Origin of the sequence: Rossellomorea sp. NRS-1567, assembly GCF_050467885.1 — a bacterium.
In the GTDB taxonomy this organism is placed as follows: domain Bacteria; phylum Bacillota; class Bacilli; order Bacillales; family Bacillaceae_B; genus Rossellomorea; species Rossellomorea aquimaris_C.
In genome coordinates, this window is sequence record NZ_JBITPL010000002.1 from 12262 (window position 1) to 36847 (window position 24586).

24 protein-coding genes are annotated in these 24586 nt (G+C 40.2%); 8 read left to right on the forward strand and 16 right to left on the reverse strand.

Going from position 1 to position 24586, the window contains the following annotated elements:
* The first annotated feature begins 137 nt into the window (after window positions 1–137).
* Together ACIFOD_RS01745 and ytvI are read left to right on the forward strand one after the other, a co-directional pair.
* On the forward strand, window positions 138–497 hold the full coding sequence (locus tag ACIFOD_RS01745; RefSeq protein ID WP_113968337.1) for a YugN family protein: 360 nt from the start codon (window positions 138–140) through the stop codon (window positions 495–497).
* Window positions 498–716: 219 nt separating this feature from the next.
* A complete protein-coding gene (gene ytvI / locus ACIFOD_RS01750; RefSeq protein ID WP_430313265.1) occupies window positions 717–1775 on the forward strand; it encodes a sporulation integral membrane protein YtvI in 1059 nt (352 codons plus the stop codon).
* 53 nt (window positions 1776–1828) lie between these two features.
* Here the strand turns inward: ytvI and ACIFOD_RS01755 are convergent, their stop codons facing one another.
* The 8 genes from ACIFOD_RS01755 to cyoE form a co-directional block, all read right to left on the reverse strand.
* The gene (locus tag ACIFOD_RS01755) at window positions 1829–2974 is read right to left on the reverse strand and encodes a GNAT family N-acetyltransferase (RefSeq protein ID WP_430313266.1); all 1146 of its coding nucleotides are present in this window, start codon (window positions 2972–2974) and stop codon (window positions 1829–1831) included.
* Window positions 2975–3097: 123 nt separating this feature from the next.
* Window positions 3098–3559: a DUF420 domain-containing protein gene (locus tag ACIFOD_RS01760; protein WP_397553909.1), complete on the reverse strand. Its 462-nt coding sequence runs from the start codon at window positions 3557–3559 to the stop codon at window positions 3098–3100.
* Between the two features lie 72 nt (window positions 3560–3631).
* Window positions 3632–4537, reverse strand: coding sequence for a cytochrome c oxidase assembly factor CtaG (ctaG, locus tag ACIFOD_RS01765; RefSeq protein ID WP_324747991.1), 906 nt, complete (start codon window positions 4535–4537; stop codon window positions 3632–3634).
* Between the two features lie 431 nt (window positions 4538–4968).
* Complete coding sequence (gene ctaF / locus ACIFOD_RS01770; RefSeq protein ID WP_044337517.1) at window positions 4969–5301, reverse strand: cytochrome c oxidase subunit IVB; 333 nt, start codon at window positions 5299–5301, stop codon at window positions 4969–4971.
* 4 nt (window positions 5302–5305) lie between these two features.
* Window positions 5306–5935, reverse strand: a complete 630-nt coding sequence (locus ACIFOD_RS01775; protein WP_397553908.1) for a cytochrome (ubi)quinol oxidase subunit III — start codon at window positions 5933–5935, stop codon at window positions 5306–5308.
* The gene (ctaD, locus tag ACIFOD_RS01780; protein ID WP_148968622.1) at window positions 5935–7806 is read right to left on the reverse strand and encodes a cytochrome c oxidase subunit I; all 1872 of its coding nucleotides are present in this window, start codon (window positions 7804–7806) and stop codon (window positions 5935–5937) included. Before ctaD ends, ACIFOD_RS01775 begins: the two co-directional genes overlap by 1 nt.
* 29 nt (window positions 7807–7835) lie before the next feature.
* A complete protein-coding gene (gene coxB, locus ACIFOD_RS01785; RefSeq protein ID WP_397553906.1) occupies window positions 7836–8912 on the reverse strand; it encodes a cytochrome c oxidase subunit II in 1077 nt (358 codons plus the stop codon).
* A 103-nt stretch (window positions 8913–9015) separates the two neighbouring features.
* A complete protein-coding gene (gene cyoE, locus ACIFOD_RS01790) occupies window positions 9016–9927 on the reverse strand; it encodes a heme o synthase (RefSeq protein WP_397553905.1) in 912 nt (303 codons plus the stop codon).
* A gap of 482 nt (window positions 9928–10409) precedes the next feature.
* On the opposite strand from cyoE, the gene ACIFOD_RS01795 reads away from it, so the two are divergent.
* Window positions 10410–11330 (forward strand): COX15/CtaA family protein, encoded by a 921-nt coding sequence (locus ACIFOD_RS01795; RefSeq protein ID WP_262371621.1) that lies wholly within the window; start codon window positions 10410–10412, stop codon window positions 11328–11330.
* 38 nt (window positions 11331–11368) lie between these two features.
* Here the strand turns inward: ACIFOD_RS01795 and pyc are convergent, their stop codons facing one another.
* The 4 genes from pyc to glsA all read right to left on the reverse strand — a co-directional run bounded on the left by pyc (window position 11369) and on the right by glsA (window position 17707).
* Window positions 11369–14809: a pyruvate carboxylase gene (pyc, locus tag ACIFOD_RS01800; RefSeq protein ID WP_430313267.1), complete on the reverse strand. Its 3441-nt coding sequence runs from the start codon at window positions 14807–14809 to the stop codon at window positions 11369–11371.
* 142 nt (window positions 14810–14951) lie between these two features.
* Window positions 14952–16169 (reverse strand): FtsW/RodA/SpoVE family cell cycle protein, encoded by a 1218-nt coding sequence (locus tag ACIFOD_RS01805; protein WP_397553903.1) that lies wholly within the window; start codon window positions 16167–16169, stop codon window positions 14952–14954.
* Window positions 16170–16283: 114 nt separating this feature from the next.
* Window positions 16284–16565 carry a YlaN family protein gene (locus tag ACIFOD_RS01810; protein WP_113968349.1) on the reverse strand — a complete coding sequence of 94 codons (282 nt, stop codon included), beginning with the start codon at window positions 16563–16565 and terminating at the stop codon, window positions 16284–16286.
* Between the two features lie 215 nt (window positions 16566–16780).
* The gene (glsA, locus tag ACIFOD_RS01815) at window positions 16781–17707 is read right to left on the reverse strand and encodes a glutaminase A (RefSeq protein ID WP_397540915.1); all 927 of its coding nucleotides are present in this window, start codon (window positions 17705–17707) and stop codon (window positions 16781–16783) included.
* A gap of 136 nt (window positions 17708–17843) precedes the next feature.
* On the opposite strand from glsA, the gene ACIFOD_RS01820 reads away from it, so the two are divergent.
* On the forward strand, window positions 17844–18341 hold the full coding sequence (locus ACIFOD_RS01820) for a peptidyl-prolyl cis-trans isomerase (RefSeq protein WP_430313268.1): 498 nt from the start codon (window positions 17844–17846) through the stop codon (window positions 18339–18341).
* A gap of 95 nt (window positions 18342–18436) precedes the next feature.
* Here ACIFOD_RS01820 and ACIFOD_RS01825 read toward each other — a convergent pair whose 3' ends face one another.
* On the reverse strand, window positions 18437–19765 hold the full coding sequence (locus tag ACIFOD_RS01825; protein WP_113968351.1) for a PhoH family protein: 1329 nt from the start codon (window positions 19763–19765) through the stop codon (window positions 18437–18439).
* A gap of 178 nt (window positions 19766–19943) precedes the next feature.
* Between ACIFOD_RS01825 and ACIFOD_RS01830 the strand changes: the two genes are divergently transcribed.
* Complete coding sequence (locus ACIFOD_RS01830; protein ID WP_397553900.1) at window positions 19944–20546, forward strand: YhcN/YlaJ family sporulation lipoprotein; 603 nt, start codon at window positions 19944–19946, stop codon at window positions 20544–20546.
* A 52-nt stretch (window positions 20547–20598) separates the two neighbouring features.
* On the opposite strand, the gene ACIFOD_RS01835 is transcribed toward ACIFOD_RS01830, so the two are convergent.
* The gene (locus tag ACIFOD_RS01835; protein WP_397553899.1) at window positions 20599–21054 is read right to left on the reverse strand and encodes a pyridoxamine 5'-phosphate oxidase family protein; all 456 of its coding nucleotides are present in this window, start codon (window positions 21052–21054) and stop codon (window positions 20599–20601) included.
* A gap of 189 nt (window positions 21055–21243) precedes the next feature.
* Between ACIFOD_RS01835 and ACIFOD_RS01840 the strand changes: the two genes are divergently transcribed.
* Window positions 21244–21444 (forward strand): YlaI family protein, encoded by a 201-nt coding sequence (locus tag ACIFOD_RS01840; protein ID WP_397553898.1) that lies wholly within the window; start codon window positions 21244–21246, stop codon window positions 21442–21444.
* On the forward strand, window positions 21434–21886 hold the full coding sequence (locus tag ACIFOD_RS01845) for a hypothetical protein (protein WP_430313269.1): 453 nt from the start codon (window positions 21434–21436) through the stop codon (window positions 21884–21886). Before ACIFOD_RS01840 ends, ACIFOD_RS01845 begins: the two co-directional genes overlap by 11 nt.
* Before the next feature lie 48 nt (window positions 21887–21934).
* On the opposite strand, the gene ACIFOD_RS01850 is transcribed toward ACIFOD_RS01845, so the two are convergent.
* Window positions 21935–22243: a YlaH-like family protein gene (locus ACIFOD_RS01850; RefSeq protein WP_113968356.1), complete on the reverse strand. Its 309-nt coding sequence runs from the start codon at window positions 22241–22243 to the stop codon at window positions 21935–21937.
* Between the two features lie 22 nt (window positions 22244–22265).
* Entirely contained in the window at window positions 22266–24104 is a 1839-nt protein-coding gene (gene typA, locus ACIFOD_RS01855; protein ID WP_397553896.1) for a translational GTPase TypA, read from the reverse strand.
* Between the two features lie 288 nt (window positions 24105–24392).
* Here typA and ACIFOD_RS01860 point away from each other — a divergent pair, with 288 nt between their 5' ends.
* The gene (locus ACIFOD_RS01860) at window positions 24393–24578 is read left to right on the forward strand and encodes a YlaF family protein (protein WP_113968358.1); all 186 of its coding nucleotides are present in this window, start codon (window positions 24393–24395) and stop codon (window positions 24576–24578) included.
* The last annotated feature ends 8 nt before the right edge of the window (window positions 24579–24586 follow it).

A 24586-nucleotide genomic window follows, 5' to 3' on the forward strand; every position in this document is an offset into this window, starting at 1 on the left:
GGTTTTTCCACTATTATTAAGAATGAGAAATACCGCATTTAGTATCATTGTACATACACCGATATAAATGCTTCTACCATACGAAAAGCATCAGGGCTCTTAAGTCCTCATGCCGGACAATATAGGAGGGAATTTTTATGCGTTTTGAAGGAACTGAATTTGAAAGCTTAAAAGTGGACTTAAACCGGTTAGACGAGATTATGGAATCTCACGGACTTGTTCGTGCAGGTCAATGGGATTATGAAAGAGTCACGTACGATCGTAAATTCGAAATCAGGGAAGGAATCTTCTATTTACGAATCCAAGGTCTTGCTACTGAGGGAGATATCGGAAAGCATGACGCCGTTATTCAACTTATGACTCCATTATTAGGAAAACATTACTATCCACACGGTATAGAATACGGTGAAGGTGAAGAATTCCCTAAACATCTGATCACTTCTTGTGAAAAACTTATTGCAGATGTTAAAAAAGAAGCAACGAACTTTGCCTGGTAATATCAGTTTATGTAAAGACTGTCTATCTTCGGACAGTCTTTTCTCTATCATCCATTCAGCATTTATCCAAACTCCACTAAGTGCCCTATTCTAGATACGCTTGGACTCTAATATAAATAGATGTAAAACCTTCGGAATTTCACTTTCTTCCTACTGTTCATTCTTCTCATTCTCTCATATAATGATAGTAATAGGTTTCTGTTAGAAAGGGGTACACCATTGTCCAAGTTTTTCACGAAAAAAGTTTTAATGATCACACTTATCATCTTAATACTGGCTATAGTTGCTTTTTTTATATTACCTGTTTCAGTCCCCTTGATTACTGCGATTATAACAGCTCTTTTCCTTGAGCCTGCCGTTAGTTTTATACAAAATCGTTTCTCTGCAAAACGCCGAATGGCGGTACTTTCAGTTTTTATTCTGTTCCTGCTACTTATAAGCGTATCCTCGTTCTTCGTTACTACAAAAGTCGTTGGTGAAGGTATTAAGCTGATAGAAGATGCACCTAAATATGTAAACCAATTAAGCGATATTTGGCTTGATTACGAGGATCGCCTGCTGAATGCGACAGAGGATCTTCCTGATGAACTAGTGAGAAGCTTCAGTGAAGACGTACAAAGCTTTTTAAATAGTGGAAAGACGAAGATTCTTAACTCTGTCAATATTGAAAAGATAAGTGTGTTTTTATCTTATATACCCAATTACTTAGTGAGTTTTCTTGTATACTTAATTGCTCTCTTTCTTTTCATGTTGGACTTACCTCGAATTAAGAAATCCATTTATGGTCACCTGACAGAAAGAACAGCAGAGAAAGTGGCGTTTATGACTTCCCGACTCACCTATGTTATTTTTGGATTCTTTAAAGCACAATTCCTGGTGAGTATCATCATCTTTGTCGTTTCCTTGATTGGACTTCTATTCATTGCTCCAGAAGTTGCGATCGTGATGTCGATTATCATATGGGTGATTGATTTTATTCCTTTGATAGGATCAATCGTCGTTTTGGCACCATGGGCTATTTTCCATCTGCTGACAGGAAATATCGCTTTAGGAACTCAACTCGCAGTATTGGCAGCCATTCTTCTAATCATAAGAAGAACAGTAGAGCCTAAAGTAATGGGTACCCACATTGGTTTATCCCCGCTTGCTACATTAATCGCCATGTACCTCGGCCTAAAACTCTTTGGTGTATTGGGCTTTATTATCGGGCCGCTCATCCTGATCGTGTTTAATTCGGCTAAAGAGGCTGGTATTATAAAAACGAATTTCAAGTTATGAAAATAGACCAATTCCCATTCGCAGGGAATTGGTCTTTTATACTTTATTTTCTCTTAAAAGAAATCGTAAAAGAATGGAGGCTTGCCCTGGGATAAGGATTGGAGCTTATGAAAATCCTCCTCCCCAGCCGGAAGTTTTCCCATTTGGAGCAGCTCCTCTGGGGTATGCACTCCAAAGATCAATGCCGTGAAAGCTTTGATGTCCAGCGAAATCGGTGCCTCAATCTTTTCACCAACCACCACTTCATTTTTATTAAGAATAAAAGTGCTGTTATTCCAAGCCGCTGTCGAATCCGTAATGGAGAATTCAAGTTGATACGGAAAATCGATCTCTTTTACATATCTCTTCAAGAAGTTTTCTACATCGACGATTCTTGCCATGAAGTATGGGTGCTTCTCCACTTTAATTCTTGGGTCCTTCAACATATAAGGTAACACTTCACAGGGGTTCAATATAAGTTCAGCTTCATTCACCATGGAGTCATGCTGACAAATGAAGTTCCATAAACCAATTCTTGCATCACTTGTCAGTGGAACAAACTCTTCCACCTTCATCTTTTCCTTTTTCACTTCATAAGTAAGGTACCCGGTTGCTTCCCCTGCATCGTTATAATATATCGCTATCCACAGATTGGTGATGCTCCTTTCCCTCCACCAGTTTTTTGAACGTACCAGCATCCCGTTATGCTGCTCCGCATAGCGGTCATAAATCGATTCCAATTCATTTGGGTATGTATCCTTCTTAAATCTCCTGATTTGGCCATTGTATGGCTTTAATGGTACAAGATCCTTCTTCTCAAGCTGTACCTTGTGGAAAGATGCAAATACTTCCCATCCAAATTTCCGATAGAAATCAATGGAAAATGGATGAAGCATGGATAGGAATGTGCCATCTTCCTTCATCTTCAGTAATGAATGATTCATTAATTGGCGCACATACCCTCTTCTTCTGAACTCCGGATAGGTGGCGACACCGGCAATACCTCCCATCGGATACACATGTTCACCCAGTTGTACTTGGAGCGGGATCAAATGAAGCTTCGCAGCTAAGTTCTCTTCTTCATATATTCCATACACAGTATGATCTTTGGTCTGTTGAAGGCGTCTCTTCCTGTCTTCACTTGGTACTACATATTGAAACGCATATTCGGATAACTGTAACGATTCTTCAAACTGCCCGTGATTCAATTTTGTAATCATAATCTATCTGCTCCCTTCTACTATTTCTACATTCGACGGTCCTTCTACCATTCCCTTTAGTAAAACACCTTTTAATAGTCAAAAAAAACCTATTATGTGATTGTTCACATAATAGGTTTTTGTTTAATATCCGAGTATGGCCCGAATGACTGAGGTTGTTTCTCCGCCTTTATAGAATACGTAAAGAAGCAGATACACAGCGACTCCTGTAATAGCCGTAAAGAACCAGATAAAACTCGTAATCGGCCCCAGCTTACGGTGCCTTGCTAAACGGTCTTTATAGCCCGTCCACAAGCTCATCAAGCCAAATACTGCCCCGGTTGTGGCCAATGTTATATGGAAAACAAGGAAAATCGTATAATAAATCTTGATGCTATCGGGGCCGCCAAAGGACGTGTTTCCAACAAAAATCGTTCTGCTCATATAAATAATGAAAAAAATAAGCGCAAAAACACCTGCAAGTGTCATGGTTTTTTGATGTTGCTCAATCCTTCTCTGTTTAATCTGCCACCAGCCAATTGCAACTGTGACTGCACTCAACACGATAAAGGTGGTACTAATGGTAGGTAAAATAGGTAAACCCATCTCTGTTCCTCTCTTTTCTAAAGATAATATGCTATGTAATCAGAGGAATGACGTTCATCATCCCTTCATACTTTACTGTTCTGTCAACTTAGGATCAACGGGATCATAGGAGAGCTTTTCTTGTTTCTCCTGATCTTGGCGATACCATTGAAAAAACAGGTTGAACAACATAACTCCAAATACAATTTCCTGAACAATCTTCATGATCACTCCGCCAAGCTGTTGATCATTTTGTGTAGACATATCCGTAAATAGCTCCGGACCAGTCAGCGTCAACCCTTCCAGAGTGTTAACAGGTACACATAGTGCCAACGCTTTAAGAAACTCCTGTGGATCATAGTAAGGGGCATATAAAGGATTCTCTGCAAAAATGATCAATCCGCATGCCGGAGTCAATAAGACTGCACTCCCAAGAATATATCCAATACGCTTGAGCCCGCTTAAGTCAATATCGTCATCCACTGGATTTAGTAAAGGCCACCACATAAATAAAGATAATAAGAATAGTATAACGGTTGCCAAACCGTGAAGAGTGGCATCAGTTCTGACATTATCAAACACTAGAGGGATATGATAAATCGAAAAGATGATATTGAAAGATAGTAAAGAGATCAATGGTTTTGTCATAAACTTAAATACTTGCTTAACCACCGGTAACTCAACTGCAGCTTTCCAGACCCATTTAGGAATTCCCAATACGAGCAGTGGAGTGACCACTAAATATAGTAACGCCATCTGAGTCATATGAGCAGAAAATAAAATGGTACCTAGTACCTCCACCGGCGAACCCTTAATTCCATATAATAGGACCATTGCCAGAATAAAATAAGTGGCTTCTTTGCTGGTCAATTTTTCACTTTCTTTAAAGCCGTCTCTCCATTTGACAGTGATCAAGAAATACACGACCGTAATAAATACTAAAGCCAATATAAAGAATGGGCTCCATAAAGCCATAAAACCAAAAATACCCAAAGGCATTTGCTCACCTCATTTCACATTTAACACCTATCCCCATTATACTGACAACCCTCCCCCACTTCAACGGAAGGTAATGACAAGTTCTTGACAATTAGAAAAGCGGAAGCGGCTTGAACAGGCCCGACAAGCATAAGACGATTCTGCCGGAAAGGCGTTTTTTGCCTTTTTGGCAGAATTGGCTTATGACCTCGAGGGCCTAGCCGCTGGAGCTGGACAATGAAAAGCGGAGGGGCTTCGCCTAGAGGCGACAAGCATAAGTCAAACATACCGGAAAGGCGCTCTTGGCCTTTTTGGTATGTTTGACTTATGACCTCGAGCCTCTAAGCCCCGTAGCTGGACAATGAAAAGCGGAAGCGGCTTGAACAGGCCCGACAAACACATAAGAACTCCAGCACAACAAAAAAAGCCAGCCATCCGGCTGACTTTTTTCTTTAGATCCATACAATCGTTACAAATGCTAACACTGTGATAAATGCAACAAGTGCACCAGAGTACAGGAACAATGCAGGTGCTTCATGTCCTTTATGACTCATATGCATGAAGTAATAAAGTTGAAAAATTAGTTGAACGACCGCAAGTAAGAGGATGAAAGGTACAATAAAGTACTTATCAAAATCTCCTGCCACTGCAATGAACGCCACCAATGTTAAGAAAATCATTAACATGAAGGATGTAACCTGCATTCTCATGTCCTCTGCATTTTTCTTACGACGATATTCGTAATCTACACTTGGGTTACCTGAATTTGATTGTTGATTCGCCATCAGTTTATCCCACCATTCCCATTAAGTATACTACTGTAAAGATAAATACCCATACAACGTCGATAAAATGCCAGTATAGAGAAGCTAAATAGAACTTTGGAGCATTGTAAAGGTTTAGACCACGTTTAGCGTTACGAAGCATTAAGCTTACAATCCATAGAAGACCGAAAGCTACGTGCCCTCCGTGGAATCCAACTAGTGTGTAGAAGGCTGAACCAAATGCACTACTAGTAAAAGTATGCCCGTATTCATGTACGTAATGATTAAACTCATAAATCTCTAATCCAAGGAATGCTGCACCTAGAAGAACCGTGACTAATAACCAAGCCTGCATGCGTTGGAAATTATAGTTCTTCATATGATACATTGCATAAACACTTGTAAGAGAACTTGTTAAAAGTAACATAGTTGCAATAAATGCAAGTGGTAAATCAAAGATGTCAGCAGCAAGTGCATGACTGTCACTGGGAACTCTGTCTTTAAGCGCTAAATATGTTGCGAAAAGAGATCCGAAAAGAACCGTTTCTCCACCAAGGAAAAACCAAAAGCCCATAAACTTGTTTTTCCCCTCAAGGGTTGCCTTTTCAGGGGAGGCTGGCCAGGTCTTTGGCGTGAATTTTTCTTCAGCATGCATTATGCCTTACCCCCTTTATCATCATCCATTAAATCTTCTTTATGAACATGATATCCATGATCATCAATTACAGAACGGAAGAACATTGCACCTAATGTGATAAGCATTCCAATTACCAGAACAGGGATTGCCCATGCTTTATCACCATCCGGATGATACATAGCACCAAATGCTGCTATGAATAACCCAAGTGAAATGATTACCGGTAAAATCGAGTTATTCGGCATATGGATATCTCCGATAGGTTCTGCCGGTGTCAAATCTTTTTTACCTTCCATTTTTTCTAACCAATAAGCATCCAAACCACGGATAAGCGGAGTTTGCTTAAAGTTATAGAATGGTGGTGGTGATGGAATCGCCCATTCAATGGTACGTCCGTCTCCCCATGGGTCATTAGAAACTTTAACCCCTTTGACTTGAGTCATGATGACGTTAACAAGAAGTACAATTACCGCGACTCCCATGAAGCCTGCTCCAATAGAAGAGATTAAGTTTCCTGTTTCTAATCCTTGACCAGGTAAGAACTTCCAAATACGACGAGGCATACCCATTAAACCAAGGAAATGTTGAATAAAGAATGTTAAGTGGAATCCGATAAAGAATAACCAGAAAGCGATTTTTCCTAAGAAATCATTTAACATTGTACCGAACATTTTTGGCCAGTAATAGTGAGTACCTGCCAATAGAGCAAATACTACCCCACCAACGATAACGTAGTGGAAATGGGCAACAACGAAATACGTATCATGGAACTGATAGTCAGCTGTTGCAGCTGCGTTCATGATTCCGGTTACTCCACCTGCTACGAAAGTAGGGATAAACGCTACTGCGTAGAGCATTGGAGTCGTGAAGCTGATACTTCCTCCCCACATCGTAAGGAGCCAGTTAAAGATTTTGATACCTGTAGGAACGGCAATGGCCATTGTCGCAACGGCAAAGATTGCATTTGCGATTGGTCCAAGACCTACTGTAAACATATGGTGAGCCCAAACCATGAATCCTAAGAAACCGATAAGTACGGTCGCAAATACCATGGATGAGTAACCGAATAAACGTTTTCTAGAAAAGTGTGGAATGATCTCCGAGAAAATTCCGAAAGCAGGTAATACAAGGATGTATACCTCAGGGTGACCAAAAATCCAGAAGAAATGCTCCCAAATAATGGTGTTACCGCCATTCGCTACATCAAAGAAATTCGATCCGAACATACGATCAAATAACATTAAGAATAATCCTACCGTTAAAGCAGGGAACGCGAATAAAATAAGTGCCGAAGTAACAAATACTGTCCATGTAAATAGAGGCATACGCATATATGTCATACCCGGAGCACGCATATTAATGATGGTTACAAGAAAGTTGATCCCACCTATTAATGTACCTGCACCTGAAATCTGTAACCCCAGTACATAGAAATCAATCCCATGTCCTTTAGATGCCATTGAGAGTGAAGCATATGAAGTCCACCCGGCATCTGGTGCCCCACCTAAGAACCATGAAAGGTTAAGGAAAACTCCACCTGCGAAGAATAACCAAAAACCTAATGAATTCAGGAAAGGAAATGCAACGTCACGAGCACCGATTTGTAAAGGTACAACCGCATTCATGAATGCGAATATTAACGGCATGGCCGCTAAGAAAATCATCGTTGTACCGTGCATTGTTAAAACTTCGTTGTATAAGCCAGCACTAACAAAGTCATTGTTAGGAACAGCAAGCTGTATACGAATGATAAGAGCTTCTAATCCACCGACTAAGAAGAAGAATCCTCCAGCCATAAGGTAAAGGATGGCGATCTTTTTATGGTCTACTGTTGTTAAATAGTCCCAAACAGTCGCGCCGAAGCCTTTTTTCTGTGCATAGCTACTCACGATTAAACCTCCCTTTAACTAATCCCCAATTAATCTTGAACTTTTAATCCCATCAGATATTCTGCAAGGGCATCAAGTTCGTCTTCCTGCAGGTTACCATATGTACCTGTCATTTTGTTACCTGGCTTATACTGTTCAGGATCTACCAGCCAATTTTTCAGCTCTTCTTTGTTGTGATCCAGAATACCTGCGATTCGAGTACGCTCACCAAATGTTGCTAAGTTAGGAGCAAGACGAGCTGATTCCGGACGTCCATCCTGAGGTGATACTGCGTGACAGCTTAAGCATTTTTGGTTGAAGATTTCTTGTCCTTGTTGTGCTAAATCAGAAGATGGTTTAGGTTCTCCTGCATTTTTCATATCTTCTACCCATGCCGTAAACTCTTCCTTAGGAAGCGCTTTTACTTTAAAGTCCATTAAAGCATGAGAAGGTCCACATAGCTCAGCACATTTTCCGTAGAATAATCCGCCTGCATCTTTAGACTTTTCTCCATCAAATTCAAGGAAGAATGTGTTTACGTTGTCGACGTTTGTATCAATCTTTCCTCCAGCAGCTGGAATCCAGAAAGAGTGCTTAACGTCAGAAGCTGTAACATTGAAGTAAACCCTTTGATCGGTTGGTACAACTAAATCCTGTGAAGTGATGATTTTTTCATCCTCATACTCAAATTCCCACCAGTAAAGGTTTGCGCGAACGTTTATAACTAAAGCTTCGCGATTACCATCTGCGTCTTTTTTATCCATAGCCTTTGTATCAGCTAATTCGAAAGTAGACGTTACGGTCGGAACAGCCAGGATAAGAAGAAGGATAATTGGAATGACTGTCCACACGATTTCAAGTGTGTGACTTCCTTCAACTTGTTTCGGGATAGTAGTATCTCCCTTTTTTCTACGGAAACGAATAATCGCTACCATATAGACGATGACTACTACAATGATTACTAATACCATTATTAATGTAGACAGTATCATTAAATCATATTGTGACTGTGCTACTTCACCAGCTGGCTGTAATGTGGAGAGAAATGGCTCTCCACAACCAGAAAGAACTAGCGCTAACATTGCTACAATTGAGAATAAGCGCCACTTAGATAGCCTTGCTTTCATAGCTTAATCAAACCCCTCTTTCATGTAATATACTTTTGAATAAAACAAGGACTCATAAAAAATATCTATTTGGATTTCTTATCAGAAAGAATTCCCACTAATCTTATAGTACGGTAACGATAACCATCGCTACGAACAAGATAGTTAAATAATTTAGTGAATAGACAAACATAAGTTTTGACCACTTAATATCATCTTTCATTTTGTAACCTGCGAGTCCCAGTGCGAGCCAGCCAATGTTAAAGGCTGTTGCAAGGATAAAGAAGAACATTCCTAAATCCATCAAGAAGAATGGCAGTGGCAGTAAAGCTGCAACCCATGCAACGATATGGTGCTTTGTTGTAGCAAATCCCTTTACTACGGGAAGCATCGGTATATTCGCTGCTCTGTATTCTTCCACTCTCTTCATCGCTAAAGCGTAGAAATGAGGCGGCTGCCAGATAAACATCATCAGGAATAGAACCCATGCAATGATATCCAGATTTGCATCTACAGCTGACCAACCGATTAGTGGTGGCACCGCACCTGAGATACTTCCTACAATTGTGTTACTTACGTATTTCCTCTTAGACCACATTGTATATAATACAACGTAACTAAATACCCCAATGATTCCTATCACACCTGCAGTGACGGTGGTCATAAATAACATTATGATTCCCACTGCAATCATAATTAATCCCAAAGACAATGCTTTGGGTGCATTGATTTTACCTGTTACGGTAGGACGTCCCTTCGTACGTTCCATCAGAGGATCGATGTCTCGATCATACACATTATTTATGGAGCAGGAACCTGCGATAATAAGGGAAGAACCTATCAATGTCAGGAACATCGTATCAAGAGAATTTAGAAAGTGTGTATTAGTAAAGTAAAAAGCTAACCACATACCTGTAAAGGTAGTAATTAAGTTGGAATTAACGATACCAATTTTGATTAGTGCTAAAAAATCCTTCCAAGCAGTTGAGGTTGTCAAATCTGCTTCTTGAGTGTTAGTCATCATTCGACTAGACATTCTCTTCCTCCTCTCTATAAAAAGCCAGAGGCCAGTTACCACCTCTATACTATATAGGAAATGATTCACTATTTCTATATCCATCTGTTAATTCATGCACAGATAAGAAATAGTATATATGCTATCAATATTATATTAAACCATATATTTTTTCCTATGGGGGGGAGAATTAGACAATAATGTGAAGAAATTGTGAAGAAAGAAAAACGCAGACGTTTCTTCATATTTCTACAAACATTTTAAACCCATCATACCATAAAACGAAGCTAAGCGCTTACAGATTTTGTTTTTCTGCAAATTAGTCATTATCTACTAATAGTTATTCTCTTCATATAAATATATATCATGCTCATAATTCTGTAACATTTTATCGGTTGAGTTTTACTGACCTTTTATGTATTATCGTAGGGGCATATATATTTTTCTACTATATTTATAATTTAGAAAGTGTGTAGAGTCTATTAATTAAGAAGGTGAATAGATTGCATAATAAAGGTGTCCACAAAGGATTAAAGTGGCTTGCCGTTCTCACTACTCTTGGTATGTTATTTGTTCTATTGGGTGGAGCCCTGGTAACGAAGACCGAATCCGGTATGGGCTGCGGACGATCTTGGCCACTATGTAACGGACAATTGATTCCAAGCGATATAACGTTCGAGCTTGTCATAGAATTGGCACACCGGGTTGTCTCCGGTGGTGTAGGATTATTAGTATTGGCATTATCGATATGGTCATGGAGAGCGATTGGATATAAGCGTGAAACAAAATTCCTTGCTGCACTCTCTTTCTTTTTCTTAGTATTGCAAGGTTTAATCGGAGCTGCCGCTGTACTCTGGGGGCAATCGGACTTCGTACTTGCCCTGCATTTTGGGATTTCTCTTATATCATTTGCTTCAATTCTATTATTAACACTTCTGATTTTTGAAGTCGATCAGAAATTTGATGCTAACTCATTGGTCATTAATAAACGTATGCGATTCCATACAATAGGAGTCACTTTATATAGTTATATTGTTGTTTATACCGGTGCTTTAGTCAGACACACGGATTCGAGCTTAGTGTGTAAAGATTGGCCGTTATGTGTTAACTCTTCTCCGGGTCTCCCCTCCAATCTCTATGAGTGGATTCAAATGGGGCATCGGACAGCAGCAGGACTCATTTTCTTATGGATTGCCTATATCACATATATTGCGATTAAAGAGCATAAGCACCAAAAGGTTATTTATTGGGGATGGATCATCGCATTTACGCTGGTATCCCTTCAAGTCATGTCCGGAGCACTCGTGGTGTTCACAAGATTAAACTTGGGAATCGCTTTATTGCACGCTTTGATCATCTCTTGTCTATTTGGATTACTCTGTTACTTTATCCTGCTCATTTCAAGAAGTAAGCTGAAAGCATAATAAAAAAGGATTCCGGTCATGACCGGAATCCTTTTTTATTATGCTTTTTGAACTTCTATTAATAGGTCACCAGGACTGATGGCGTCACCATTTTGCACATAGATGTCTTTCACTACCCCTGCAAACGGAGCTTGAACGGTCGTTTCCATTTTCATGGCTTCGGTGATCATTAAATGATCCCCTTTTTCAACCGCCTCTCCTTTTTCTGCAATTACCTTAATCACGGTTCCAGGCATGGAAGCACCAATATGAGTCTCATTTTTAGCGTCAGCTTTCATCTTGGTTGCCACTGTCGACTTAATGTTTTCATCTTTTATCACAATTTCACGTGGCTGACCATTCAGTTCAAAGTAGACGATTCGTGTACCATCTGCCTGAGCCTGGCCAATGGAAACGAGCTTGACAATAAGTGTTTTCCCGGTTTCAATTTCAACCTCGATTTCTTCACCAAGTCTCATTCCGAATAAGAAAGTAGGCGTATCGAGAACGGAAATATCACCAAATTGATCCATTGTATGTGCGTATTCCATAAACACTTTAGGATATAGAGCATATCCAAGAGCATCGAAACTAGTGACAGGGCGTTGCAGGTCTTCGAAGAGCTTTTCTTTGAGTGCTGTGAAGTCTACGTCATCGAGGAGCTCCCCAGGTCGGACGGTTAATGGAGTGCGGCCTTTCAGAATCACGCTTTGTAAGTCTTTCGGGAATCCGCCATGGGGCTGACCCAGATATCCTTCGAATAACTCAACCACTGAATCAGGGAAATCAATCTTTTCCCCTTTTTCGATGACATCTTTCTCTGACAGATCATTCTGAACCATGAACAATGCCATATCCCCAACAACTTTTGATGAAGGAGTAACCTTTACGATATCCCCAAAGAGGTGGTTGACCCTTGCATACATTTCTTTTACTTCTTCCCAGCGATGACCCAATCCTACAGCTTTTGCCTGCTGCTGAAGGTTACTATATTGTCCCCCGGGCATTTCGTGCTTGTAAACCTCTGAATGAGGAGACATCATGCCGCTCTCAAAGTCTGTATAGTATTTTCGAACGTCTTCCCAGTAGTGGGAAAGAGTCTCCAGTGATTGAATATCTACATTCGGTTCTCTTTCGGTTCCTTTCAAGGCGTAATAAAGTGTATTGGCACTTGGTTGAGATGTTAATCCAGACATCGTGCTAAGGGCTGTGTCGACAATATCCACACCTGCTTCAACGGCTCTTGCGTATGTGTATATACCGTTTCCACTTGTATCATGGGTGTGTAAGTGGATAGGCAGACTGACCGTATCTTTCAGTTCTGAAATAAGTCGGTAGGCAGACTGTGGTTTTAAGAGCCCCGCCATGTCTTTAATCGCTAAAATATGTGCTCCGCTTGCTTCTAACTCTTTTGCCAGATTCTTATAGTAATCAATACTATATTTGGTCCGGGTAGGATCTTCAATGTCCCCTGTATAACAAATGGCTGCCTCGGCGATTTTCCCACTTTGCCTTACCGCATCAATGGCTACTTCCATCCCCTTAACCCAGTTTAAACTGTCAAATATCCTGAAGACGTCAATACCTGCGAATGCTGATTTCTCAACAAATTCTTTAATGACATTATCAGGGTAGTTCTTATATCCAACGGCATTTGAAGCTCTCAGCAGCATTTGGAATAGAACATTGGGAATGTCCTCTCTCATTGTTAATAATCGATTCCAAGGATCTTCCTTTAGAAAACGGTAGGCTACATCGAACGTTGCCCCTCCCCACATTTCATAGGAGAACATATCAGGAAGCAGGTGAGATGTCGGTTCTGCAATTTGCTTCAAGTCGTTTGTTCTGACACGCGTAGCCAGTAAGGATTGGTGAGCATCCCGGAAAGTTGTATCAGTCAGGAGCACTGAATTTTGTTCCTTGACCCAATTGACCAACCCTTCGGCACCATGTTGATCTAAAATTTGCTTTGTCCCAGGTTTAAAGTCTTGTTTCAAGTCAAGAGCCGGAATCCTCGGCTTCGAAAATACAGGCTTTTTCTTCTTCTCGATTCCCGGGAAACCATTCACGGTTACATTTCCGATATAAGAAAGCATCTTCGTGCCACGGTCTTTTCGTTTCGGAAAAATAAACAGTTCAGGTGTCGTGTCAATAAAGGATGTATCGTATTTACCTGTTATAAAGTTTTCATGCTTAACGACATTTTCGAGGAAAGGAATATTCGTCTTTATTCCACGTATTCTAAATTCTTGAAGATTTCTGACCATTTTGGATGCAGCTTGTTCAAATGTCAAAGCCCACGTGGACAGTTTAACAAGAAGGGAATCATAGTATGGAGTAATGACGGCTCCCTGGAACCCGTTACCTGCATCCAATCGAACCCCGAATCCGCCGCCTGAACGGTAAGCCATGATCTTCCCGGTGTCAGGCATAAAGTTGTTCAATGGGTCTTCTGTTGTCACACGGGATTGAATCGCGAACCCATTTGTCCGGATTTCTTCTTGAACAGGTATGCCAAGCTTACTACTATGTAGTGCATGACCTTCGGCAATCATTAATTGCGATTGAACGATATCCACTCCGGTAACCATTTCCGTAATCGTATGCTCTACTTGAACGCGAGGGTTTACCTCGATGAAATAGAACTGCTCATTTGCAACCAGGAACTCAACCGTCCCTGCGTTCACATACTTTACTTTATCCATCAACCGGACGGCTGCCTCACAAATATCCTCTCTCAACTGATCACTCAAAGATACGGATGGTGCTATTTCAACTACCTTTTGGTGACGTCTCTGGATGGAACAATCTCGTTCATATAAGTGAATAATATTGCCGTCTTCATCCCCAAGAATTTGAACTTCTATATGTTTAGGGTTCTCAACAAATTTCTCAACATAAATTTCATCATTACCAAAAGCTGCTTTTGCTTCAGATTTAGCGCGCTCGTACGCTTCCTTTAAGCTTTCCAGGTTACGGACGATACGCATTCCCCGTCCTCCGCCACCTAATGAAGCTTTGATGATGATCGGGAAGCCGTGGTCCTTCCCGAAGGCAATGACCTCTTCCAAAGTCTCTACGGGGCCATCTGTTCCAGGAATAACCGGTATATTCGCTAATTGAGCCTGATGACGTGCCTTTACTTTGTCACCGAACATATTTAAGTGCTCTGAATGAGGCCCTATGAAGGTAATACCCTCTTCTTCACATCGTCTGGCAAAATGAATATTTTCGGACAAAAAACCATAACCGGGATGGATGGCATCGACATCGGCGTTCTTTGCGATTCGAATGATCCCCTCTATATCTAAATAAGCATCAATTGGTTTCTTTCCTTCTCCTGTCAGGTAGGCCTCATCAGCTTTATATCGATGATATGCTCCCGAATCTTCCTTACTGTAAATGGCGACGGTTCTAATATTAAGCTCCGTACAGGCACGAAACACACGGATGGCAATTTCACCGCGATTTGCTACTAATACTTTTTTAATTTTCTTCAATACACTCTCTCCTTTAGGCTATTCATGATTGAAAATCTTTGTAAAGCAGTCTATGAAAAAAGGGCTGACCCGAAAGATAATAAAGAAGTATCTTAGGGGGCAGACCCTAGACTTAGAGTTTTAGATACTCTATCAAAGTGACCTACATTTTTACACCATATATTTTTTTGCTATTATCCATATTCTCCGAAGGATAGCCATTTTCCTTCTTTATTTTATATTTTTCTTCATATTTTACAAACATCGACACATTCACAAGGACACCCATCGACAAAGATAGCACTAATAGTGATGATCCTCCATAGCTGATGAATGGAAGTGGGACACCTGTAATCGGAATTAGTCCCGATACCCCTCCTAAATTAATGAAGGCTTGAATACCGATCATACTGGATATTCCGATGGCCAGCATGGTTCCAAACGGGTCCTGGCATTTAACTCCCGTATATATCCCCCGAAGCACGATATAAGAAAGTCCGAGTATGACGAAGCTTACACCGAATACACCCAATTCCTCAGCAATGATAGCCATAATGAAATCCGTTTGCGGCTCAGGAAGATAACCCAGTTTTTGAACACTCTGCCCTAATCCAAGCCCTTTTACCCCTCCAGAACCAATGGCAAGGTATGAGTTCACCAAGTGGTAGCCTTCCCCTTGGGCATATTTAAACGGTGATAAATACGCTTCAATCCTGCTAAGTCTTTCTCTCGTAAAAATAAAGCCTCTTGCCAGGTATATGACCGGTGACAGTACGACCAACAGACCTACTCCCAGACCAGCCAGCTTGAAGAATGTTTTAAAACTGATCCCTGAACAGGAAATAACGATTGCTCCAATGGCGAAAATGATAGCCGCCGTACCAAAGTCAGGCTCTAAAAAGACTAAAAAACATATAAAACCTAAAAATAGTAATGGCGGGGCAAGGCCCTTATTAAAATCATCTATGTATGCCTGTTTCTTGGAGTATACAGAGCCAAGATAAATAATGACGGCAAGCTTGGCGAACTCCGATGGCTGAATGGGCATGAAACCTAAATTAATCCAGCTTTTTGCGTTGTTTACTTCATAACCGAAAATATGGACCCCAATTAATAATCCGATAACGATAAACATGAGTCCCTTGATTATTTTCCCCACTTGGAATGCTTTGTATGGAAACCAAGCTGCTATCGTAAAGGCAAAGAACCCGATAAGAATATTGATCATCTGCCTTTTATAGAAATGGTCACTTTCCCAACCAAATCGTTCTACAGCCATGACCATACTCGCACTATAAATCATTACCAGACCAAACAGACAAAGAAATACATATACAGCGATTAACGAATAATCATAGGACTTTGCTATTTTTTTAATCATGACATTTCAATCCTTTTTCTCTTATATCATTTAAATTAATCCCAACCAGTCAGAAACTGTAACAAAAAAACTCAAACAACAGATCTATGTATTGTTTGAGTTGTCATGACTATTTTACTTTTTTGTAGATGCTTCATGAAGGGCAGAAAGTTGTCTTTCTAAAGAATCAATCAGCTCTTTTCCATCTTGATCATCTACTAATCCTAAACGGACTGCAAATTCTATTTCACGAGATAATCCGAACATTTGGGTATCCAATACTTCCTCATAAAGAGGACATTGGGGCATCGTTAAATTATCCATTTGTACTTTAATAAGTTGTAAAATCTTTTCTGCGTCGGCCTTTAGCAGTTCATAGGCTTTTTCTCGATGATTAATTGTCATTTCTGACGCCACAGTGATCCCCCCATTCCGAACAAATAGCTTTCCTGTCTTAAAATTTTATCGTTAAATCAGAGAAATTGCAAGAAAAATAAGTGTATTCCCCGGGATTCTATGACAGAAATTCGAATTATTATTTCGGAGGGATCCTCAAGAAAATTCTTTTACAAACGCCTATCCGAAAACTCTCTAAAAAAACATACCCTTATGTGACATGTCGTGACCCTTCGTTAAAATATACTCCAGGAATATTCATCACTGAGCATTTCAAGAAGCTTTAGCCCTGCACTGCTATTCCCGACATGATCTAGTGCAGGACCAAAGATACCGATTCCACACTTCCCGGGAATAGCACCCATGATTCCACCTGACACTCCACTTTTCGCCGGAATACCCACTTTAATGGCAAATTCACCGGAAGTATTATACATCCCGCACGTAACCATGAACGTTTTACAAATTCTCGCAACATCTCTCGTAATAATTTCGCGCCCGCTTTCAGGGTCAACGCCATCATTGGCAAAAACGGCCCCCATCTTAGCAAGGTCGACACAGCTCATTTCCACCGCACATTGTTTTGTATAGAGAACAAGTAAATCTTCGACATTTCCGGTAATCACACCGTGCTGCTTCATATAATAACAAAGCGATCTGTTTAAATTGGCTGTTTGAAGTTCTGAATAAGCCACATCCTCATTATATGATACCTTGTCCCCGGTCATATGATTGATGAACTCTATTAATCGTTCCCACTTTTCCATTCCTGTATTTCCTTTAATCATATTCGTAACTGCGAGTGCACCAGCGTTGATCATCGGATTAAGGGGTTTGGAGGGCTTATGTGTTTCGAGCTTCGCTATGGAATTAAAAGGATCACCAGTAGGCTCCATGCCAACCTTGGAGAAGACATGATCCTCCCCATAGTCCATTAAGACAAGAGCAAGAGTGATGACTTTCGATATACTTTGCAGTGTGAACTTCTTTAAATGATCTCCTGCATAACAAGAATGATTTTCCAGAGTATATATACTTATCGCCAAGTCACTTGGGTTTTGATCCTTTAATGCAGGTATATAATCTGCAACCTTTCCTTCAGCTGAAAAAGGTCTTGCTTTCTCCACTAATTCTTCCAACAGCTCCTGAGTTCTAATCACTATAGTATCATCTCCTTTAGTCCTACCTTTAGTTTCCCTACTTTCACCGATTGAAAACGTTGAAAATGCTTTCAGCTTTGTGTGACAAACCTTTAAATAACAGATATACTGAAACTATCAGCGAGAGGAGGAGTCTCAATTGGAAAGCATAGTACCCATAAAAGGTAAGGTGAAATTCACAATAACTCTGGATTCCGGCGTTTGGATATTTGATGATCGAAAAGTGGATTTAACTACATATTTTGATGAAAAAAATGAGACGATCGACGAATTGGAAGAATATACAAAAGCCGTGTCCAAGCATTGGTCACGGGAAATTCAGGAAGGTGCAACCTATCCCCCTACACTTAAGACAGAGAAAAAGTATGAAAAGGAAAGAATTCTAAACGGATCATTCGCTATTCCGTTTGCACCTTTTCTTACAAATGCGGAGCCTCTTGAGAATGCAGCATCTCTTGTGATTGAAACAGAAACGGATGAACATCGCATGGATCTTGCACACGCAGATCAATTACTCATCGGGTTCTCAAAAGACGGAAAGCCACTAAAGGAAAATGGCCCCGTTCATATCTACTATAAAGACGGATCAAATAGAGAAACCCCCATTACCGATGTAAGAGCCTTTCGGGTAGAATAAGAACATCAAGAAAGCGCAGTGTCGAAAAAAACCGGTTCAGGAACCCCTGAACCGGTTTTTTCATACGTTATTATTGTGTTTAAAATACGGTCGTATTAAAGAAGATCAGCAGCAAGTTGAGCAAGACCCGATCTTTCACCTTTCATGAGCTTAACATGCCCGGCCAGTTTTTGATCTTTAAATTTTTCTACCACATACGTTAAGCCATTATTGTATTCATCCAGGTATGGATGATCGATCTGAGCTGGATCTCCCATCAAAACGATTTTACTTCGCTCTCCCACCCTGGTTAAGATCGTTTTCACTTCATGTTTCGTTAAGTTCTGGGCTTCATCAATGATGATATATTGATCTGGAATGCTTCTCCCCCTTATATAAGTTAAAGCTTCCACTTCAATTGAGCCCATACCCGCGAGGATATCATCCAGCTCACCAGGCTTCTTCGTGTTGAATAAGTATTCGAGGTTATCGAAAATGGGCTGCATCCAAGGTCTGAGCTTTTCTTGTTTTTCCCCTGGAAGATAACCAATATCCTTACCTACCGGGACAATTGGACGAGCCACGAGCAATTTATTGAATTTATTGAAGTCCTCTGTCTGAAGAAGACCTGCGGCCAGAGCAAGCAGGGTTTTTCCAGTCCCGGCTTTTCCAATCATGGTGACCAGCGAAATATCATCTCTCAGTAACAGTTCAGTTGCCATTGTTTGCTGAACATTGCGGGCCTTGATTCCCCACATATGCTCTTGATCATAGACCAGCTTCTTCACTTTCAGTCCTGATGCATCCACCATTCCAAGTGCAGAAGCAGAGCTTCCGAGAGCATCCTTCATAATGAGGAATTGATGGGAATAAAATCGTTGTTTCGTTATATCGGTAAGGGTCAGTTCACCTTTATCATAAAATTTGTCGAGTAACTCTCTCTCTGTGTACAGTTCAATAAAACCTGTGTAAATATCGTTTACCTCGATGACCCGGTCACTCAGAAAATCCTCTGCCTGTAATCCCAACGCATCAGCCTTTACCCGAACGAGGGTGTCTTTACTAACCAGAATGACCGATTTTCCATCCTTTTTCGCTTCTTCTTCGAGAGATAAGTTTTTTGCTACGGCAATAATCCTGTTATCGTTTGTTTTCTCTAAAAATATTTCCTGAAGCTGTTGAAATGAGCGGTGATTTAGTTCAATTCTTAGTGATCCTCCCGTATATAGGGGAATTTTTTCATGAAGTTTTCCTTGTTGCCGTAAATTATCTATCAGCTTCGATACATGTCTTGCGTTTCTTCCGATTTCATCCATATAACGCTTTTTGGAGTCCACTTCTTCTAAAACGACTGCAGGTATAACCACCTCATTATCTTGAAACGAAAAGATGGCTTGTGGATCTTGTAATAAGACATTGGTATCTAATACATAAATTTTATTCAAATCGATGCCTCCTGCTCCTGATTTCTTATTACTATTGTATGTAGCCAATGTTGATCCGGTTATTCCCAGCTACTCAAATAGGACGGCCCGTTTCTTAAAATATATGAATAAACGTATAAAGATAGAAGAAAATTACACAATAAGAAAAGATATTGATTCTAAATCGGGAGGTATTCACATGTTTAAACTCATCTCTCTACTTGTGGTAACCATCATTCTTGGTGCCTGCGCCAATAAGAATGAGGTCGGGTATGATAATGATTCAAACAGTAACAACAGTAAACCAATCACTGTTCAGGATAGCAATATCCAACATGCTGAACGAAAATCAGGACAGCAAATTTCAAGGCATTTAGTTGACCTGACGACGAGTGTACCAGATGTTAAAGACGCAACAGCTGTAGTCTTTGGTAAATATGCGTTTGTTGGAATAGATATCGATTCCGACATTGAGCGCTCACAAGTCGGTTCAATCAAATATTCTGTAGCAGAAGCTCTTCAAAAAGACCCATATGGTGCAGAAGCCATTGTCATCGCTGACCCGGATCTTTATGCCCGTTTGAATGAAATCAGCAAAGACATTCAACGGGGTGAGCCTGTCCAGGGGATTATGAACGAACTGGCTGACATATCCGGCAGGCTAATGCCTGAAATCCCTCGATCGTTAAAGCAAGCAGATCCAGAAAATGCTCCGAATGAACCAAAAAAGAAAATGAATAACACCAAAGAGAAACAACTTAGGGAAAAACAGGAAAATCAGACTTACGATAAGATTGAATAATCCTTTAGATCACTTAACAAAATGAGAAAAAGCCATGAAAAAGCTTAGAGTACTAAGCTTTTTTCATGGCTTCAATTACTTGACGGTCCAAACGGTCTGCGGCCGCCTTATCATAAGTCTTCACATAGGCAGGTTCTGTCGATATTTTCGATCCATAGAACATGACATCTCTTACTTCATTGATAGCAAGTTTAACAAGAGTCAGCTTTAAAGGCACTCCTACCAGTTTTTCCTCAGAAACCCCTGCTTTTCCGCTTATGGAATAGGTTGATTCATTTGCTATCAGATTCACAACGGCAAGTGGATTGTTCTTTAGATTTGCAACAATCCTGGAGCGCTGATCAACAGCAAATAACAAGGTGTGTTCGTCCTTTGCATAAATCCAAGAGATCGCACTTACATTTGGTCCATGCGTTTGGTGATCAATTGTCGCGAGTGTAACAAATTTTTCTGATTGAAGTTCTTCAAAAAGTGCAGGAATCAAGCTGGGTTCCACTTGGTTAGCCATACAATCCCCCCTTATGCAGACTCATTTTTTCTCTGTTAGTGTTTCATTTCATTCGTGATTCACCTTGATTATACTATACCAAATTCTATTGTTAAAAGCATACAGGAAAGTTAAATAAAGCGTTTGACTATACTACATGATATACTAAAAAGACTAGACTTATGATTAGAACAAATTGAGGTGTAATGTATGAGAGTAAAATGTGCTCTATGTGAAGTGATAGAAAGTATTGATGATTATTCCTTACAAGCGAAGAAGTTGCGTAACCGGCCCATTCATACCTATATGTGTGATAAGTGTCATGATCGTATTAAAGAAAAGACGGAAGAACGTGTGTCGAGTGGGAATTTCAGGTTTTACCGTTCTCCTCAAGTAGAAGATGACTTTTAGACAAGTCGGTTCAGGAACTATTATTGGTCTTGTTTCTGGTACCTTGTTAGGATTATTTCTAAAATGGATGCAAGTATTAACTGGCATCAAGGTATACGTCCTGTTATTGAATGTGGATTTCATCCCTGGGTTCGGTAATAAAGACCTGCCTGAATGGATGGAATTTTTGTTCCACTTGGTTATTTCATGTGTGATCGGGGTAGTGTTCGTGTATATGATGGAGAGGCTGAAAGTTTCTAGTAGTGGCTCTTGGCTTCTCTCCCTTGTGCTGACAGTCCCGACTGTGTTTCTGTATTTCCCTCTTTCGTACCTGGCAATTAAAGATGTACCCGGTCTAATGTATGGAGAGGCAATTTTCTTATGGACAGCTGGACATATCCTCTACGCTCTGTCTTTACCCCCACTATATCATCTATCTTCTGCACGAGGTCCATCCACATAACGAAAAAAGCTGTAGTCTCATCCATTTGAGACTACAGCTTTTTTCAGCTTAAAACGTGCCTTTTTTCTTCTCGTTCGTTAGTCGAATCTTATAGATCACTAAGATAAGAGCTGCAACGACCAGACCTTCTGCTACTGGTAAAAAGATACCCAGAAACGTTAATACGGTACATCCCAGAATAAGAAAAGAATAAATCAATATTGATTTCATCACCGGCAGTTTCTTCGCAAAACCGAGCTTATATACTAAGATTGAGAGCCCTACTATGGTTATATAAAGCAACCACATACCCATTTCCGCGTTCTGATCAACACGATAAAGGGATGCGAAAAAGGACAAACGCTCAGTTACATCCATTTCCTACTCCCCCTCACTTAGTTTATTGTGACACCTTGCTCTTCTTTTCTGCTCTTTCACGTTCATTCTTATCAAGAATCTTTTTACGAAGACGGATCGATTCAGGAGTTACCTCACAATATTCATCATCGTTTAGATATTCAAGAGATTCTTCTAAAGTCATGATTCTTGCCTTTTTAATGGTTACGGTTTGATCCTTGTTAGCCGAACGAACGTTTGTCGCTTGTTTAAGCTTTGTGATATTAACGGTAATATCATTTTCTCTTGTATGTTCCCCAACGATCATTCCACCATAAATTTCTGTACCGGATTCAACGAAGATAATACCACGATCTTCCACTTGCATGATTCCGTATTGTGATGCTTTCCCAGTTTCCATAGAAACAAGTACACCTTGACGACGTCCGCCAACGCGTCCTTTTTGCAGGGGCTGATAGCCGTCGAATGTGTGGTTGATGATTCCATATCCACGAGTAAGAGTCATAAACTCCGTTGAATAACCGATTAATCCACGTGCAGGAACCATAAACATTAAACGGACCTGTCCGTTACCGTTGTTTACCATATCCAGCATTTCGCCTTTACGTTGACCAAGTGATTCGATTACCCCACCCATGTATTCTTCAGGGATGTCGATTTGAACACGTTCTACAGGCTCACTCTTCACGCCATCGACTTCTTTAATGATAACCTGTGGTTTAGATACCTGTAATTCGTAGCCTTCACGACGCATGTTTTCAATGAGGATGGAAAGGTGAAGCTCTCCACGACCTGAAACCGTCCATGCATCAGGTGAATCTGTTGGTTCAACACGTAAACTTACATCCGTTTGAAGCTGAGCCAATAAACGTTCTTCAATTTTTCTTGAAGTAACAAATTTACCTTCTCTACCCGCAAATGGACTGTTGTTCACCAAGAATGTCATTTGAAGTGTAGGCTCGTCAATACGAAGAACAGGAAGTTGATCCTGATGTTCAACAGGACAAACCGTTTCACCGACATTAATATCTTCCATTCCGGAAACAGCGATTAAATCACCCGCTTTTGCTTCTTGGATTTCTTCACGTTTTAATCCGAAGAAACCGAAGATTTTTGTTACACGGAATTGTTTAACAGAGCCGTCAAGCTTCATTAATGCTACCTGTTGGCCAACCTTCATTGTCCCTCTGAATACACGTCCGATTCCGATTCGACCAACGTAATCATTGTAATCGAGCAATGCAACTTGGAATTGCAGTGGATCTTCAGAGTTGTCTACTGGTGCAGGAATATGCTCAATGATTGAATCATATAAACACTGCATGTTTTCGTCTTGTTTTTCCGGATCCGGATCTGTACTTGCTGTACCGTTGATAGCTGAAGCATAGACAACCGGGAATTCAAGCTGTTCATCATTTGCATCCAGTTCAATGAATAATTCCAGAACTTCATCGATTACTTCTTCCGGACGTGCTGAAGGCTTGTCAATTTTATTTACAACTACGATAGGTGTAAGGTTTTGCTCAAGTGCTTTCTTAAGGACGAAACGAGTCTGAGGCATACAGCCTTCATACGCATCTACTACTAGTAAAACACCATCTACCATTTTCATGATACGTTCAACTTCTCCACCGAAGTCAGCATGTCCTGGTGTATCAAGAATGTTGATACGAGAATCTTTATATTGAATCGCCGTATTTTTCGCTAAGATTGTAATACCGCGTTCTCTTTCCAAATCATTTGAATCCATCGCGCGTTCAGAAACTGTTTCATTTTCGCGGAAGATTCCAGATTGCTTTAAAAGCTCGTCTACTAATGTCGTTTTCCCGTGGTCAACGTGAGCAATAATAGCAATATTTCTAAGGTCATTTCTTAATTTCATATTTCCACTCCTGAATATTGGATTTCTTTATACTATTAAAGATAATATATTTCAGTTCAACTAGACCATTATATCACAGCATATAGAAAAGCCCTAATAAATATTTCATAAAGCCTTTTCTTCCCACTAAAAGTTTCCATAGTAAATTCAATCACATCGAGATACCTCTTTGTCTACTCTACCCATTGCACATTATCGAATTGATAGGTAAAATTTAATTGGAAGAGCTATTATGGTTTTAATCTAAAGAGGAAAATGATTTTTTTCATTTTATTTGGAGGTTTTTTCTTGGGGAATATTAAATGGATTTTTGTATTATTTTCTATATTAGCGGCTGTTTCTCTTATGGGAATCGCAATTTCAATCAGTTTACAAAGCATCCTGCTTGCTATTGTCAGCTTCATTTTTCTATTTATAGTGATGGGATTCGGTTTCAAGACAAAGAAGAAATATCGTGATGAAGGACGATTGTAGATTAAAAA

Coding starts and splice junctions, on each gene's coding strand:
- ACIFOD_RS01745 (WP_113968337.1), top strand. CDS start 138: ATGCGTTTTGAAGGAACTGAATTTGAAAGCTTAAAAGTGGACTTAAAC.
- ACIFOD_RS01755 (WP_430313266.1), bottom strand. CDS start 2,974: ATGATTACAAAATTGAATCACGGGCAGTTTGAAGAATCGTTACAGTTA.
- ACIFOD_RS01760 (WP_397553909.1), bottom strand. CDS start 3,559: ATGGGTTTACCTATTTTACCTACCATTAGTACCACCTTTATCGTGTTG.
- ctaG (WP_324747991.1), bottom strand. CDS start 4,537: ATGCCTTTGGGTATTTTTGGTTTTATGGCTTTATGGAGCCCATTCTTT.
- ctaF (WP_044337517.1), bottom strand. CDS start 5,301: ATGGCGAATCAACAATCAAATTCAGGTAACCCAAGTGTAGATTACGAA.
- ACIFOD_RS01775 (WP_397553908.1), bottom strand. CDS start 5,935: ATGCATGCTGAAGAAAAATTCACGCCAAAGACCTGGCCAGCCTCCCCT.
- coxB (WP_397553906.1), bottom strand. CDS start 8,912: ATGAAAGCAAGGCTATCTAAGTGGCGCTTATTCTCAATTGTAGCAATG.
- cyoE (WP_397553905.1), bottom strand. CDS start 9,927: ATGTCTAGTCGAATGATGACTAACACTCAAGAAGCAGATTTGACAACC.
- ACIFOD_RS01805 (WP_397553903.1), bottom strand. CDS start 16,169: ATGATTAAAAAAATAGCAAAGTCCTATGATTATTCGTTAATCGCTGTA.
- ACIFOD_RS01830 (WP_397553900.1), top strand. CDS start 19,944: ATGTTTAAACTCATCTCTCTACTTGTGGTAACCATCATTCTTGGTGCC.
- ACIFOD_RS01835 (WP_397553899.1), bottom strand. CDS start 21,054: ATGGCTAACCAAGTGGAACCCAGCTTGATTCCTGCACTTTTTGAAGAA.
- ACIFOD_RS01840 (WP_397553898.1), top strand. CDS start 21,244: ATGAGAGTAAAATGTGCTCTATGTGAAGTGATAGAAAGTATTGATGAT.
- ACIFOD_RS01845 (WP_430313269.1), top strand. CDS start 21,434: ATGACTTTTAGACAAGTCGGTTCAGGAACTATTATTGGTCTTGTTTCT.
- ACIFOD_RS01850 (WP_113968356.1), bottom strand. CDS start 22,243: ATGGATGTAACTGAGCGTTTGTCCTTTTTCGCATCCCTTTATCGTGTT.
- typA (WP_397553896.1), bottom strand. CDS start 24,104: ATGAAATTAAGAAATGACCTTAGAAATATTGCTATTATTGCTCACGTT.